At 64.1% G+C, this 14,080-nt stretch carries 8 protein-coding genes; 6 read left to right on the top strand and 2 right to left on the bottom strand.

The window, feature by feature from the left end; translation table 11 throughout:
- The first annotated feature begins 58 nt into the window (after nucleotides 1-58).
- The 6 genes from CQ14_RS40750 (at nucleotide 59) to CQ14_RS40725 (ending at nucleotide 11,088) form a co-directional block, all read left to right on the top strand.
- Nucleotides 59-1,750 (top strand): methyl-accepting chemotaxis protein, encoded by a 1,692-nt coding sequence (locus CQ14_RS40750; protein ID WP_057863366.1) that lies wholly within the window; start codon nucleotides 59-61, stop codon nucleotides 1,748-1,750.
- Nucleotides 1,751-1,997: 247 nt separating this feature from the next.
- Nucleotides 1,998-4,028, top strand: a complete 2,031-nt coding sequence (locus CQ14_RS40745) for a methyl-accepting chemotaxis protein (RefSeq protein ID WP_245320912.1) — start codon at nucleotides 1,998-2,000, stop codon at nucleotides 4,026-4,028.
- Nucleotides 4,029-4,262: 234 nt separating this feature from the next.
- Nucleotides 4,263-5,969, top strand: a complete 1,707-nt coding sequence (locus CQ14_RS40740) for a methyl-accepting chemotaxis protein (RefSeq protein ID WP_057863365.1) — start codon at nucleotides 4,263-4,265, stop codon at nucleotides 5,967-5,969.
- Between the two features lie 137 nt (nucleotides 5,970-6,106).
- A complete protein-coding gene (locus tag CQ14_RS40735; RefSeq protein ID WP_057863364.1) occupies nucleotides 6,107-7,807 on the top strand; it encodes a methyl-accepting chemotaxis protein in 1,701 nt (566 codons plus the stop codon).
- 186 nt (nucleotides 7,808-7,993) lie between these two features.
- Nucleotides 7,994-9,094 (top strand): helix-turn-helix domain-containing protein, encoded by a 1,101-nt coding sequence (locus CQ14_RS40730; RefSeq protein WP_210183189.1) that lies wholly within the window; start codon nucleotides 7,994-7,996, stop codon nucleotides 9,092-9,094.
- A gap of 251 nt (nucleotides 9,095-9,345) precedes the next feature.
- Nucleotides 9,346-11,088, top strand: coding sequence for a methyl-accepting chemotaxis protein (locus CQ14_RS40725; RefSeq protein WP_057863362.1), 1,743 nt, complete (start codon nucleotides 9,346-9,348; stop codon nucleotides 11,086-11,088).
- An 80-nt stretch (nucleotides 11,089-11,168) separates the two neighbouring features.
- Here the strand turns inward: CQ14_RS40725 and CQ14_RS40720 are convergent, their stop codons facing one another.
- Together CQ14_RS40720 and CQ14_RS40715 are read right to left on the bottom strand one after the other, a co-directional pair.
- Nucleotides 11,169-12,683 (bottom strand): acetyl-CoA acetyltransferase, encoded by a 1,515-nt coding sequence (locus tag CQ14_RS40720; protein WP_057863361.1) that lies wholly within the window; start codon nucleotides 12,681-12,683, stop codon nucleotides 11,169-11,171.
- A gap of 134 nt (nucleotides 12,684-12,817) precedes the next feature.
- The gene (locus CQ14_RS40715; RefSeq protein WP_057863360.1) at nucleotides 12,818-13,951 is read right to left on the bottom strand and encodes a nitronate monooxygenase; all 1,134 of its coding nucleotides are present in this window, start codon (nucleotides 13,949-13,951) and stop codon (nucleotides 12,818-12,820) included.
- Nucleotides 13,952-14,080: the final 129 nt, after the last annotated feature.

Below are 14,080 nucleotides of genomic sequence, written 5' to 3'. Positions count from 1 at the left end.
TTCCGACGCCTTGCCACGTTCGGCGTGTCCACGCGCCCAAAACCAAGAGATTCCCGCCATGCTCGCCAAATACTCCATCCGCACCAAGATCATCGCCGTGGTGGCCTTCCTGCTCGTCGCGACGACGGGCATGGGTTTGCTCGCGGTCCGGAACATGCGGGCCATCAATGCCAACACGGTCGACATCTCGACGAGCTGGCTGCCGAGCGTCCGCGTGCTGGGCGACCTGCGCGCCGGCGTCATCACCTATCGCAACGTGATCCGCGAGCACATGCTGTCCGAAACGCTGGAAGAGAAGCTGGCGCAGGAAAAGACCCTCGCGACCGTCGTCGAAGCTAACGCCAAGGCACGCGCGGCCTATGAGCCGATGATCACATCGCCCGAAGAGCGTGCGCTCTATAACGAATGGGTGAAGCTCTGGGAGAGCTACAAGAAAGGCACCGAGGAGGTGATGGCGCTGTCGCGCAAGGCGGCCGGCCAGATTCCGCGCGAAGCCCATGAGCTGAACACCAAGACGGTCAACAAGATCGGGCTCGATGCCGATGCCGTCCTGCGCAAGGACATCGACCTCAACAACGCCGGCGCCGACAAGGCGGCACAGGATGCGGCCGACAGCTACACCTCCGCGCTGATGATGCTGGCCCTGATCCTGGGCGCCGCCGTCGTCATCGGCATCGGTATCAGCGCCTATCTGGTTCGCGACGTCTCGAGCGGCATCGCCTCCATCGTTACGCCGATGCAAGCGCTGGGCAATGGCGATCTGAGCGCCAACGTGCCGCATCAGGGCGAGAAGACTGAAATCGGTGCGATGGCCGACACCTTGCAGGTGTTCAAGCAGGCGCTGATCGCCAAGAAGGCCGCCGACGAAGCCGCAGCCGCCGACGCCGAAGCCAAGATCGAGCGCGGCCGGCGGGTCGACGGCATTACGCGCAATTTCGAGAGCGTGATCGGCGAGATCGTGCAGACGGTATCGTCGGCGTCGACGCAGCTCGAAGCGTCCGCCGGCACGCTGTCGGCGACTGCCGAACGCTCGCAGACGCTGACATCGACGGTCGCTTCGGCCTCCGGCGAAGCCTCCGCCAACGTGCAGTCGGTGGCGTCGGCGACCGAGGAGCTTTCTTCCTCGGTCACCGAGATCGGCCGCCAGGTGCAGGAATCGGCGCGGATGGCGACCGACGCGGTCGGGCAGGCCCGCGTCACCAACGACCGCGTCAGCGAATTGTCCAAGGCGGCGGGCCGGATCGGCGATGTCGTCGAACTCATCAACACCATCGCAGGCCAAACCAATTTGCTCGCGCTCAACGCCACCATCGAGGCGGCGCGCGCCGGCGATGCCGGGCGCGGCTTTGCGGTCGTGGCCTCGGAGGTCAAGGCGCTGGCCGAACAGACGGCAAAGGCCACCGGCGAGATCAGCCAGCAGATTGCCGGCATCCAGGGCGCAACCCAGGAGTCGGTGAACGCGATCAAGGAAATCAGCGGCACCATCGAACGGCTGGCGGAGATCTCTTCGGCCATTGCCGCCGCCGTGGAAGAGCAGGGCGCTGCGACGCAGGAAATCTCCCGCAACGTGCAGCAGGCGGCGCGGGGCACCCAGCAGGTCTCCAGCAACATCACCGACGTGCAGCGCGGCGCCAGCGAGACCGGCGCGGCCTCTTCCCAGGTATTGTCGGCAGCGCAGTCGCTGTCGGGCGACAGCAACCGCCTCCGGCTCGAAGTCGGCAAGTTTCTGGAATCCGTCCGGGCAGCCTGACAACCGGTCGGCCGCAGACGAAAGGCCCGGTTCCCGGACAGGGCGCCGGGCTTTTTCGCGTTTTACGCGAGGTTTGTTGAGATGCAACCCAGCTAGATTTTCCGTAGTTTCCCGCAAGCGGAAATTAACCGGTCGCCGCTACGCTGGCCCGTATCTCCGGGTTTCACGCGCGAAGGTTGCTGATTCCTTGGTAGGGCAAATTCCGCCTCCGGAAAAAACTGATTCAGAAGAATTTGGGGTCGTCGACATGATCAAGCTCAACCGCATCGGAAACAAACTGGGCTTGGCCGGGGCGGTGGGCGTCCTGCTGGCGATCGGCATGGTGGCCAACCAGATGGTCACCGAAGCGAAGATCGAGGAAGCCAGCGAGCGCGCCAATCGGTCGCAGCAGGTTGCGAATAGTGCGCTCGCCGCGCATATCGACCTGCGCAAAATTCAGCTGGCCGCCGGCGACGTCCGCCTGTCCAGAAGGAAGGCTGAAGTCGAAAAGGCCCTCGCCGATTTGCAGCGTCACAAGGCGAGCGCGGCAAAGGAGCTGGAGGCGGCGCTGGCGATGGCCCAGCGAGCGGACGCCAAGGAGCGGCTGCAGAAGACGAAATCCCTGATGGAGGGCTTTGCCGCCGCCGTGGAAGATCTCGCCCAGGCGCAGACGACGCTGCTGGCGCAGATCGAGAAGCGCTCGGTGATCTCGGAGGAATGGAACAAGGCGGTCGATACTCAGATGAAGTTGCCGGCCATGCAGAAGCTGGACAACCGCCTCGAGATCGAACGTCTGCTGTTCCAGGCTGATGGCAAGGTGAACGCGCTGCGGGCGGCTGCCTGGAAGCTCGGCGCCACCGGCGACGCCAACCTGGTCACCGAGATGGCCAAGACCGAGGCCTCGCTGAAGGACGTGTTCAACAAGCTGCGCGGCGAGGCCGACGATCGCGAATTGCTGGTCGTAGTCAGCAACCTTTCCTCGCTCGTCAAACGCTTCCTGGCCGCCAATGAGGAAGCCGTCAAGACCGAGCAAATCAAGAACGACATCGTCGCCAACCGCACGGTCAAGGCCGCCGCCGACGTCGCCGATCTGATGGAAACGACCGTCGCGGCCGCGCAAAAGGATGCGAAGACCTCCAAGGACGAGGTCATGGCCGATACCGAGAGTGCCAACCAGATCAACCTGATCATGGCGATCATCGTGGTCGCCTCGCTGATCGCCTCGGTGGTGTTCTCGTTCATGGGTGTCGCGCGTCCGATGACGCGCCTGAACGGCGCGCTGGGCGAGATGGCGGGCGGCAATCTCGAAGTCGAGATTCCCGGTGCGACCCGCGGCGACGAAATCGGCGACCTCGCCAAGACGGTGACCGTCATTCGCGAGAACGCCGAGCACAAGGCGCGCGAGGAAGCCGAAGCCAAGGTCCAGCAGGACTTGGTCGCGGCGCAACGGCGCAAGGCCGAAATGATCAAGCTCGCCGACGATTTCGAAGGCGCGATCGGCAAGATCGTCGAGACCGTATCGTCGGCCTCGACCGACCTCGAAACCGCCGCCGGTACGCTGACGACGACCGCCGAACGCGCCCAGGAACTGACCACGATGGTGGCCGCGGCTTCCGAGGAAGCTTCCACCAATGTGCAGTCGGTGGCTTCCTCCACCGAGGAGATGGCGTCGTCGATCACCGAGATCGGCCGCCAGGTTCAGGAATCGGCGCGGATGGCCAATGAGGCCGTCGATCAGGCCCGCACCACCAATAGCCGCGTCAGCGAATTGTCGAAGGCCGCTGCCCGCATCGGCGCGGTGGTCGAACTCATCAACACCATCGCCGAGCAGACCAATTTGCTGGCGCTCAACGCCACCATCGAGGCCGCGCGCGCCGGCGATGCCGGCCGCGGCTTCGCGGTCGTTGCTTCCGAGGTGAAGGCGCTTGCCGAGCAGACCTCGAAGGCGACCGGCGAGATCGGTCAGCAGATCAGCGGCATCCAGGCTGCGACGGAAGAGTCGGTCGGGGCGATCCAGGCGATCAGCTCTACCATCGAGAAGCTGTCGGAAATCTCGTCGACCATTGCAGCCGCCGTGGAAGAGCAGGGCGCCGCGACCCAGGAAATCTCCCGCAACGTGCAGCAGGCTGCGCGCGGGACCCAGCAGGTTTCTTCCAACATCACCGACGTGCAGCGCGGCGCCGGCGAAACCGGTTCGGCCTCATCGCAGGTGCTGTCGGCGGCGCAGTCGCTGTCGTCCGACTCCGGCCGTCTCAAGCGCGAGGTCGGCAAGTTCCTCGGCTCGGTGCGGGCGGCCTGATCTCTCCACCATCAGGAAAATTCAAAGCCCGGCCCTCGCGGCCGGGCTTTCGTTTTTTTGAAGACGGAGCATCGATCGAATCAAGCCTCTTCTTTTCGCCAGCAACACTCAGAAACAAATGCGTTCGCAATCCCGTAAAGCTACGGATCGTCAACTTTACACTGGATAAAGGGCTGGAACGTAAACCCTTTGTTGAGGCGTTTTTTTAACGCGGCTGACAAAGAGGTCTCCCCGATGTCGTTTCTGTCGAATTTCCGTGTGCTCACGAAAGTGCTGGCCATCATTTGTGTGCTGTCACTGATCACGGGAATCATGGCCTGGCTCGGGATCAGCTCGCTGCATTCGGTGAGCGAAAAGTCGAATACCATGGCGCGATCGGCGGAACGGGCCTTGCTGGCTACCCGCGCCAACAACAACGTGGTGGCCATCAACCGCGGCGAGTTTCGCAGCGCTCTCGATCCGCGTGACGAAAACAGGCTGGCTGCGCGCGCGATAATCGACGAGCAGGTCAAGCAGCTCGAGGAGCGTCTTGCCGAGGTCAGCAAGACGGTGGACGAGAAGACTCAGGCCCTGATGCCGGCCGTCAGATCGGCGCTTGCCGCCTATCAGGCGCAACTGAAGCAGACGCTTCAGTCGGTCGATGACGCCAAATCCACTGAAGTGACGCAGTCGGCGGCCGCATTGCGGGATGCGACGATGAAGAGCCGCGCCGCGGCAGAGACGCTGCAGCTCGCTATCCGCGCGGTGGCCAACAGGCTTGACCAGCGGGTCATGGAAAACAACAAGGCCGCAGAGGAGGAATATGCCTCCGCGTCGCGCCTCCTGATGATCCTCGCGGTCGCAAGCCTGGTGTTCGGTCTCGGCTTCGGCTTCGCGGTCGGTCAGTACGGCATTGCCAAGCCGATCCGCGCGGTCGTCGAGTTGCTGCAGCAGCTTGCCGGTGGCAAATACGACATCAACATTTCGGGCACGGAGCGCGGCGACGAGGTCGGCGATGTCGCCAAGACCGCCCTGGTGTTCAAGGAAAATGGTCTCGCGCGAATCCGCATGGAGCACGAGCAGAAGGAGGCGGAAGTCCGCTCCGCCGCACAGCGCCGCACCGACATGCTGCAACTCGCCGATGGTTTCGAGCGCGCGGTAGGCGAGATCGTCAAGACCGTGTCGTCGGCCTCGACCGAACTCGAAGCCTCTGCCGGCACGCTGACATCGACCGCCGAGCGCTCGCAGGAACTGACCACGGTGGTGGCTGCGGCTTCGGAAGAAGCTTCCACCAACGTGCAGTCGGTGGCGTCGGCCACCGAAGAGCTGTCCTCGTCGGTCAACGAGATCAGCCGCCAGGTGCAGGAATCAGCGCGGATGGCCAGCGAAGCGGTCGACCAGGCCCGCACGACCAATGATCGCGTCGCCGAATTGTCGAAGGCGGCGGCGCGCATCGGCGACGTCGTCGAACTCATCAACACCATCGCCGGCCAGACCAATCTGCTGGCGCTCAACGCCACCATCGAGGCGGCGCGCGCCGGCGAGGCCGGCCGCGGCTTTGCTGTCGTGGCGTCTGAAGTGAAGGCGCTCGCCGAGCAGACAGCGAAGGCGACCGGCGAGATCGGCCAGCAGATCGCCGGTATCCAGGCCGCCACGCAGGATTCGGTCGGCGCCATCAAGGAGATCAGCGGAACCATCGAACGATTGTCCGAGATTGCCTCGACCATTGCGGCGGCGGTGGAAGAGCAGGGCGCCGCGACCCAGGAAATCTCCCGCAACGTACAGCAGGCTGCCGAGGGAACCCAGCAGGTTTCCTCCAACATCACCGACGTGCAGCGCGGCGCCAGCGAAACCGGATCGGCCTCTTCGCAGGTGCTGTCGGCGGCGCAATCGCTGTCGACGGACTCCAACCGCCTCAGGCTCGAGGTCGGCAAGTTCCTCGACTCGGTGCGGGCGGCCTGAGGCGCCGGCCACGTGGGCCCTGGTTAACAGAACCCCGTATATCTACTGACTACAAAATTAACGGGTAGAGAGCGGCTGACCTATACGATTCCGTGCAATGGGGCGGACGACCTTCGTCGTCGCGTGGAGATCCGAGCATGTTTGCAATGGTAAGTCGGGCCAGGATGACGGTTGGCCGAAAGATCTATGCCCTTATCTGCCTCGGGTTCGCCGGGCTCCTGGGCATCGCCTTCCTCGACTCGCGGGAGCTGGCATCGAGCCTCAACCAGCAGAAGCAGATCGAACTGCAGCATCTCGGCGACCTCGCGCTCGGCATCATCAAGGAAGAGCATGCCGCGGCGCAGAAGGGCGGGATTTCGGACGCCGACGCGCAGAAGCGGGCGATGGCGCGGATCGGCGTGCTCCGCTACGGCAACAACGACTATTATTGGATCAACGACATGCATCCGAAAATGGTGATGCACCCGATCAAGCCGGAGATGAACGGCAATGATCTGTCGGCCTACAAGGATCCTAACGGCAAGCTGCTGTTCGTCGATTTCGTCAATGCCGTCAAAAAGGGCGGCTCGGGCTTCGTCCCCTATGAATGGCCCAAGCCCGGCTTCGACAAGCCGCAACCGAAACTGTCCTATGTGGTCGGCTTCGCGCCGTGGAACTGGGTCGTCGGCACCGGCGTGTACATCGACGACCTGACGGCGCAGACCTGGGCCTCGACCCAGCGCTCCCTGATCGTGGCCGGCGTGATCCTGCTGTTGACGCTCGTGGTGTCGGTGTTCGTGGCGCGGAGCGTCACAGCCCCGCTGCAGCGGATGACCGTTGCGATGAACGATCTCGCCAGCGGCAACCTTGCCGTCGAGGTGCCCGGCGTCGGACGCGGCGACGAGATCGGCGAGATGGCCAAGGCGGTGGAGGTGTTCAAGAGCAATGCTCTCGCCCAAAAGACGCTGGAAGCCGAACAGCGCGAGGCCGAGACCCGTGCGACCAGCAGCCGGAAGGCGGACATGAGCAAGATGGCCGACGATTTCGAAACCGCGGTCGGGCGCATCGTCGAGGCCGTGTCGTCGGCGTCCGGTCAGCTCGAGGTCTCGGCGGGCACGCTCACGGCGACCGCAGAACGCGCGCAGGAACTCGCGACCACCGTTGCGGCGGCGTCCGAGGAAGCTTCGACCAATGTGCAGTCGGTGGCGTCGGCGACCGAGGAGATGGCGTCGTCCGTTACCGAGATCAGCCGCCAGGTCCAGGAATCGGCGCGGATGGCCAATGACGCCGTGGATCAGGCGCGCGTCACCAACGAACGCGTCAGCGAATTGTCCAAGGCGGCAACCCGCATCGGCGACGTCGTCGAGCTGATCAACACCATCGCGGGCCAGACCAACCTTCTGGCGCTCAACGCCACCATCGAGGCGGCGCGGGCGGGCGAGGCTGGCCGCGGCTTTGCCGTCGTGGCTTCCGAGGTCAAGGCGCTGGCCGAGCAGACCGCAAAGGCTACCGGCGAGATCGGACAGCAGATTACCGGCATCCAGGCCGCCACCCAGGAGTCGGTGAACGCCATCCAGGCGATCAGCGGCACGATCGAGAAACTTTCGGAGATCTCGTCGACGATTGCGGCCGCCGTGGAAGAGCAGGGTGCCGCGACGCAGGAAATCTCCCGCAACGTGCAGCAGGCGGCCACCGGTACCCAGCAGGTGTCCTCCAACATTACCGACGTGCAGCGCGGCGCCAGCGAAACCGGCTCGGCGTCCTCGCAGGTTCTTTCGGCGGCGCGGTCGCTCTCGGGTGACTCCAACCGCCTCAAGCTCGAAGTCGGCCGCTTCCTCGACTCGGTGCGGGCGGCCTGAGTGCGTCCTGATGTCCGAAGCCGGCTTCTCATGCCGGCTTCGCGACCACAGACGCTTCGAATCGAAACCACGAACTGCCGCGAGCAGCCGATCTTCGGCTGCAAGAGGAGCAGGGGACATCCCTAGATCGTGAAACCGCGATTGCGGCACGTGCCCACCAATCGCCCTGAATGAAACTGGGGCCAATTGTGGCAAACTGAACTTCCGGAATCGGGAAAAAGTGGTAAGACGCAAAGGCATCGTGACGATTTGATGTCAAAAGGTCTGGTGCCAGAAGATCTGCCAATGATCGCTACCGATGGCTCGGATGACCGCCGCGTGTCGTTGCTCGATGAACTAGTTGATTCTGAGTTCGTAAAGGTTTGCCGGTCTCTGGACGTCGATCGTTTCCGGAGCATCGAAGGACTGGGCGACGCCAGAAGCATTCCGATCGACACCAAAGGTTTCGCAGCCGCTTTCGCCTCGTTGAAGCTGAAGTCATGTTCGGTCTATCTGCAGCGGACGTTCCCGCGAATCCTGCAGATGCAGTATTCCACCACCGGCGCGATCGTCGGCTTCGCGATGGACGATGCGGCTTCGTTGATCATCAACGGCGTTGAAGCCCGCGCGCCGTCGGTGCTCCTGGTCAGGGGTACCGCGACGTGTGAGATCGTGGAGCAGCAGGCCAATCTGGTCGCGCTTGTGAATTTCGCTTCCATCGACGATCGCGGCTGGCCGGGGGACGCCGATAGCGCTCAATTGATCGCGACGCAGCCGGACAAATGCGAAACGCTGCGGGCGACGGTTCGCGATGCCCTGACGCTCGCTTCGCATTCGCCCAATACTTTCGCACAGCCGAATGTGATCGAGCACGTGGAAGAATCGCTCCTGCTGGCCGTCGATCTGGCGATGGCTGCGGCATCGCCCACACCCGAAGCCAAGCGCCTGAGTCTTAGCCACTATCTGGCGCTGGTCCGGAAGCTGGACGAGTTCGTGGCCGACAGCACCGGCAAGACGTTATACAGCGCCGACGTGGCGCGGCAACTCGGGGTCTCGGTACGGACGCTGCATAACGCCGTGGTTGCCATTCGCGGCATGAGCATGCATCGCTACATGCGGCTGCGGCGGCTATGGAATGTCCGACAACAACTGGTGCGAGGCGTATCAGTGCAGTCGGTGAAAGCGGTCGCGCTCGCGAACGGCTTCTGGCACATGGGTGAGTTCACCGCGCTGTATCGCGAACTGTTCGGTGAAACGCCGCAGCAGACCTTGTCGGCGGCGCGCAAGCAGACCGGCGACCCATCATGATGACGACGGCGCGAGCCGCGATACCGTAATACTACCAGCCTGTCATCCGCGGCACCTTAGACACTGGTTAACTATCGCATGGGATCTTTGGTCATGGGTGCCGCTCTGTGGCCATCTGCCGCAGGAGCCCTTCGGTCGTAACGAACCGGCTCGTCCAAATTGGCCCGGCGCTTCTTCAACCGTGATCCCGCCATGCGGGACACAGGCGGTCGTGTTGCTATTTCCCCGTTTGATTTGAAGGACGCAAGGCCATGTCGCGATTCATCCTCAACCTGTCAATCGGCGCCAAACTCGGCATCGCTTCAGCCCTCGGCGTGCTGCTCGTTGCCACAATGGTGATTGTCCAGATCCGCGCCAATGCCGCGATGCGCGACCTCGACGTCCGCATGGCGGGGCAACAGACGATCGCGCGCGACGCGGTGGACGCAAAGGCATCGATCCGTGGCATGCAGGTTGGTATCCGCGATCTTCGCCTCGTCAATACAGCAATAGAAATGCAGAAGGCTAATGAGTATCTCGCCGCTCGCCTCAAGTCGGTGAGCAAATTCACCGACGAAATGCACAGGCTGTCGAAGTCCGCCGAGAACAAAGCTCGCATCGAGAAGCTCAAGGCGCGGGCGGAAGATTACGCGAAGGGCGCGCAGCAGATCGCGGCCGTTCGCAGCGAAGCGATTGCTGCGGCAGGCGGCGGTGCCGAGGCGGCAGCGAAGATTGCGAAGCTGAACGAAGAGGCGATTCGCATCGCCCGCGAAGTGACGCTGCCGATCGCGGCCGAGCTCGAGCCGCTTGCCAACCAGATCGCCGATTTCGCCAAACACAACGTGGAACAGCAGGCTGCGCAGGCTGAGCGGGAAATGGCCACGTCGGAATGGGAAGCCCTTGCCCTGGGCATCGGCACGATCCTGCTGCTGATCGCAACCAGCGTATTCTCGTTCTTCACCATTGCCCGGCCGATGCGTGCATTGAGCGTGTCGATGGAAGAGCTTGCCGGCGGCAATTTTGCGGTAGTGCTGCCGGGCCTTGGTCGCAAGGATGAGCTCGGCGCGGTCGCCGGCGCCGTCGAGAAATTCAAGGTCGTCTCGGAGCAGAAGGCCCGTGACGAAGCGGAAGCCAAGATGAAGCTGGACCAGATCGCGGCGCAGCAGCGCAAGGCCGAGATGGTCAGGCTGGCGGATTCGTTCGAGGCAGCCGTCGGCGAGATCGTCGAAACCGTCTCGTCGGCGTCCACCGAGCTCGAAGCCTCCGCCGGCACGCTGACGGCAACCGCCGAACGCGCCCAGCAGGTGACGACCATGGTGGCCGCGGCCTCTGAGGAGGCTTCCACCAACGTGCAGTCGGTCGCATCGGCGACGGAGGAACTGTCGTCTTCCGTCAACGAGATCAGCCGTCAGGTGCAGGCCTCGGCGCGGATGGCCGGCGAGGCCGTCGACCAGGCCCGCGTCACCAACGACCGCGTCAGCGAATTGTCGAAGGCGGCAGCCCGCATCGGCGACGTCGTCGAACTTATCAACACCATCGCCGGACAAACCAATTTGTTGGCACTCAACGCCACCATCGAGGCGGCGCGCGCCGGCGAGGCTGGCCGCGGGTTTGCGGTCGTCGCATCCGAAGTGAAGGCGCTCGCGGAGCAGACTGCGAAAGCGACCGGCGAGATCGGCCAGCAGATCACCGGCATCCAGGGCGCCACCCAGGAGTCGGTCAGCGCGATCAAGGAGATCAGTGGCACCATCGAACGGCTGGCCGAGATCGCTTCGACGATCGCGGCCGCCGTGGAAGAGCAGGGCGCCGCCACCCAGGAAATCTCCCGCAACGTGCAGCAGGCGGCCGAAGGCACCCAGCAGGTCTCCGCCAACATCACCGATGTGCAGCGCGGCGCCGGCGAGACCGGCTCAGCCTCCGCGCAGGTGCTTTCCGCGGCGCAGTCGCTGTCGGCTGACAGCAATCGCCTCAAGCTGGAAGTCGGCAATTTCCTGGATACGGTGCGGGCGGCGTGACGGAGCCGGTTCCAGGGGAAGGTGGAAGAAGCAGAACTCTCTTCCCTTCTCCCACAAGGGGAGAAGGAAGAACGCGACCGCTAACCCAAGCGCCACTCCAGCACGCCGTCCTCGGCCGCGACGATATTGCCGACCGTCCCCACCGGCGTCCGCTCCATGTTCAGCAAATGCTTCAGCGTCGCCGCGTCATTGGCGGGGATGCGGGCCAGCGCCCGCGCGTCGGCCTCGGTGCGCAGCATCACCACGCCATGCTCGACGTCGCCCTTGCCCTTGTAGATCACGGTGAAGGCTTCGACCTTGCCCTTGCCGGTAGCCTCCGTGACGAACTCCGGCACCTTGCGGCGGTTGCGGTCGGCCTCGGCCTGCACGCTGGTGTCCTGCTTGAGCGCGGCTTTGGGCGCCTCGCGCGACAGCACCAGCCCGTGATGCTTGGTGACAAAACCGCCCTGGCCGTAGAGCAGGCCGAGCTTGTCGCCCTGGCGGAGCTTGCGCACCATCGCCACCGCCGCGTGCGTCATATAGGTGTTGAGCGGCGCGCCGAAGAAGGTGAGGCCACCGGTCACCGTCGGCTGCACGTCGCGGCCTAGGCCCAGCGTCCGCCGCGCCATCTTGGGCACGCAGGGGAAACAGCTATAGAGTTCGATGGCGTCGAATTTCCTGCCGTCGCCTTCGACGATATCCATCACCGCCTTCAGCACAGCGTTCTGCGGATGGCTTTCATAGAACTGATCGCGCACGAGGTAATCGCGCGGCTCTTCCGCCGAGGCGCCGCCGAGCGGATAGATCAGCCGTTCCTCCGATGCGCCGGCCGCGCGTGCCTTGGCGAGCGACGTCAGCAGGACCGCGCCGCCCATGTTCACGGTCGGATTGGCTACCATCAGTTTTGTATAGGGCCAGGCGATCAACCGGTTCTCCGGTGTCGGCGTGGTGATTTCATCAGGCGCAAAACGCTTCTTCAGCCATGAATTTTCATTCTCGGACGCCACGCGCGCATAGGTCGACCACAGTTCGCCGGATTCGGCGAGCGCCTCGCGCGGCGTCTGGCCCCAATGCGCCGAAGTGGCCGATTCATACAGCGGATAGACGGTGATGGGACGGAACACGCCGAGCTTCACCGCCATCGGCTTCTGGAACGCCGCGCCGCGTTTCGGCTCCTCGACGTCATGGGCGAACGGCGTCCACGGCAGCGAGATGCCGCCGCGCTCGGCCTTGGTCGCGGTCGATTGCGCCTCCGCCCCGCAGACCACCGCCACGCTGCACTCGCCGCGCGCGATGCGCTTCGCCGCTTCGTGAATGTAGCGGATCGGGCTCTCGCCGCCGACCGGACCGTAATAGCAATGCGCCGGATTGGCGCCGAGCTTTGCTGCGAGCTGCTTCTCCGGATCGCGGTAGCGCCAGCTCAGGAAATTGACGACGTCGAGCGAGCCGAGCTCGCCGAGCAGCTTTGCGCCGCTGTCGGCTTCCGCGCGCCGCACCGCCTGTTCGAGCAAGGCCATCGGCTCGAGGCCGGCGGCGATGTCCTTGGGCCGGTCAACGATTTCGCCGACGCCGACGATGACGGGAATGCGGTCTTCGGGAAGGGGGGAGTTGGACATTTTTTCTTGTTTCGCTTTCCAGAAATTCGAACTCGTAGGGTGGGCAAAGGCGCGCTAGCGCCGTGCCCACCATCTAACGTCTTGCTCGGGAATGGTGGGCACGCTTCGCTTTGCCCACCCTACGGGAGTGGAGGTCACTCCTCCATCAGCATATTCATATGCTCCACGGCATCGGCAAAATCTTCCTTGAACTCCTGCACCACCGCGCCGGCCGATTTCACGCTGTCGATCAGGCCGACGCCCTGTCCGACGAAATAGCTGACGAGATCGCGCGCCTGCACATTGCCGGCGGCCGCGGCGCGGTCGATCGAGTTGAAGGCGTCGCGGCTGATGATGCTTTGCAGCGGCATCGGCAACGCGCCGGGACTATCCGGCCCGCGGTCCCACGCATCCGTCCACACCGACCGCAATTGCCGCGCCGGCTTGCCGGTGCGGCCCTTGGAGCGCACCGCGTCGCGCGAGGAGGCCGCGATCATCTTCTCGCGGAAGATTTCGGTGGTCTCGGATTCCACCGTCGCCAGCCACACCGATCCGGTCCAGGCGCCGGCCGCGCCCATCGCCATGCAGGCCGCCATCTGCCGTCCCGTCATGATGCCACCCGCGGCCAGCACCGGCACGTCGCGCACCGGCCTGATCGCCTTGATCACTTCGGGCACCAGCACCATGGTCGACACTTCGCCGCAATGGCCGCCGGCCTCGGTGCCCTGCGCCACCAGAATATCGACGCCGGCGGCGACTTGCCGCAGCGCGTGTTCCTTCGAGCCGACGAGCGCCGCGACCGGCACGCCGTGCTTGCGGCCCATGTCGATCATCTGCCTGGGCGGCACGCCGAGCGCGTTCGCGATCAGCTTGATCGGGTGACGGAATGAAACCTCGAGAACGTCGAGCGCGCGCTGCGCATCGAACGGCTGCGGCTGGTTGTCGGCGACGTTGGTCGTCGTCAGCTCGATGCCGTATTTCTTCAGGAGGTTGCGGGTGAAGTCGCGATGCTGCGGCGAGATCCGCGCCTCCAGGCTCTTCCAGGTGACGTCCTTTTCGCCCGCGGTCGAAATGTTCTCGGGGATCAGCACGTCGAGCCCATAGGGCTTGCCGTCGGTGTGATCATCGATCCATTTCAATTCCTGCTCGATGGTTTCAGGCGAGTGCGCCGTCGCGCCCAGCACGCCAAAGCCGCCGGCACGGCTGACGGCGGCGACGACGTCGCGGCAATGGCTGAAGGCGAGCAACGGAAACTCAATTCCCAGCATGTCGCAGATCGGCGATTTCATGGCTTGTCCTCCCGGCGGCAGCATTCCAGATTGCTGCTCGGCTTTCTGAGACGCTAGCCTATTGGAGGCTTGCATGCCAAGCGGCCTTGCCCTCGCCATGAGGAGCAAACATTCCACCGCGCAAAATAT

This window comes from Bradyrhizobium lablabi (assembly GCF_001440475.1).
Classification (GTDB): Bacteria; Pseudomonadota; Alphaproteobacteria; order Rhizobiales; family Xanthobacteraceae; genus Bradyrhizobium; species Bradyrhizobium lablabi.
This window is presented reverse-complemented; position numbering and strand designations above follow the sequence as displayed.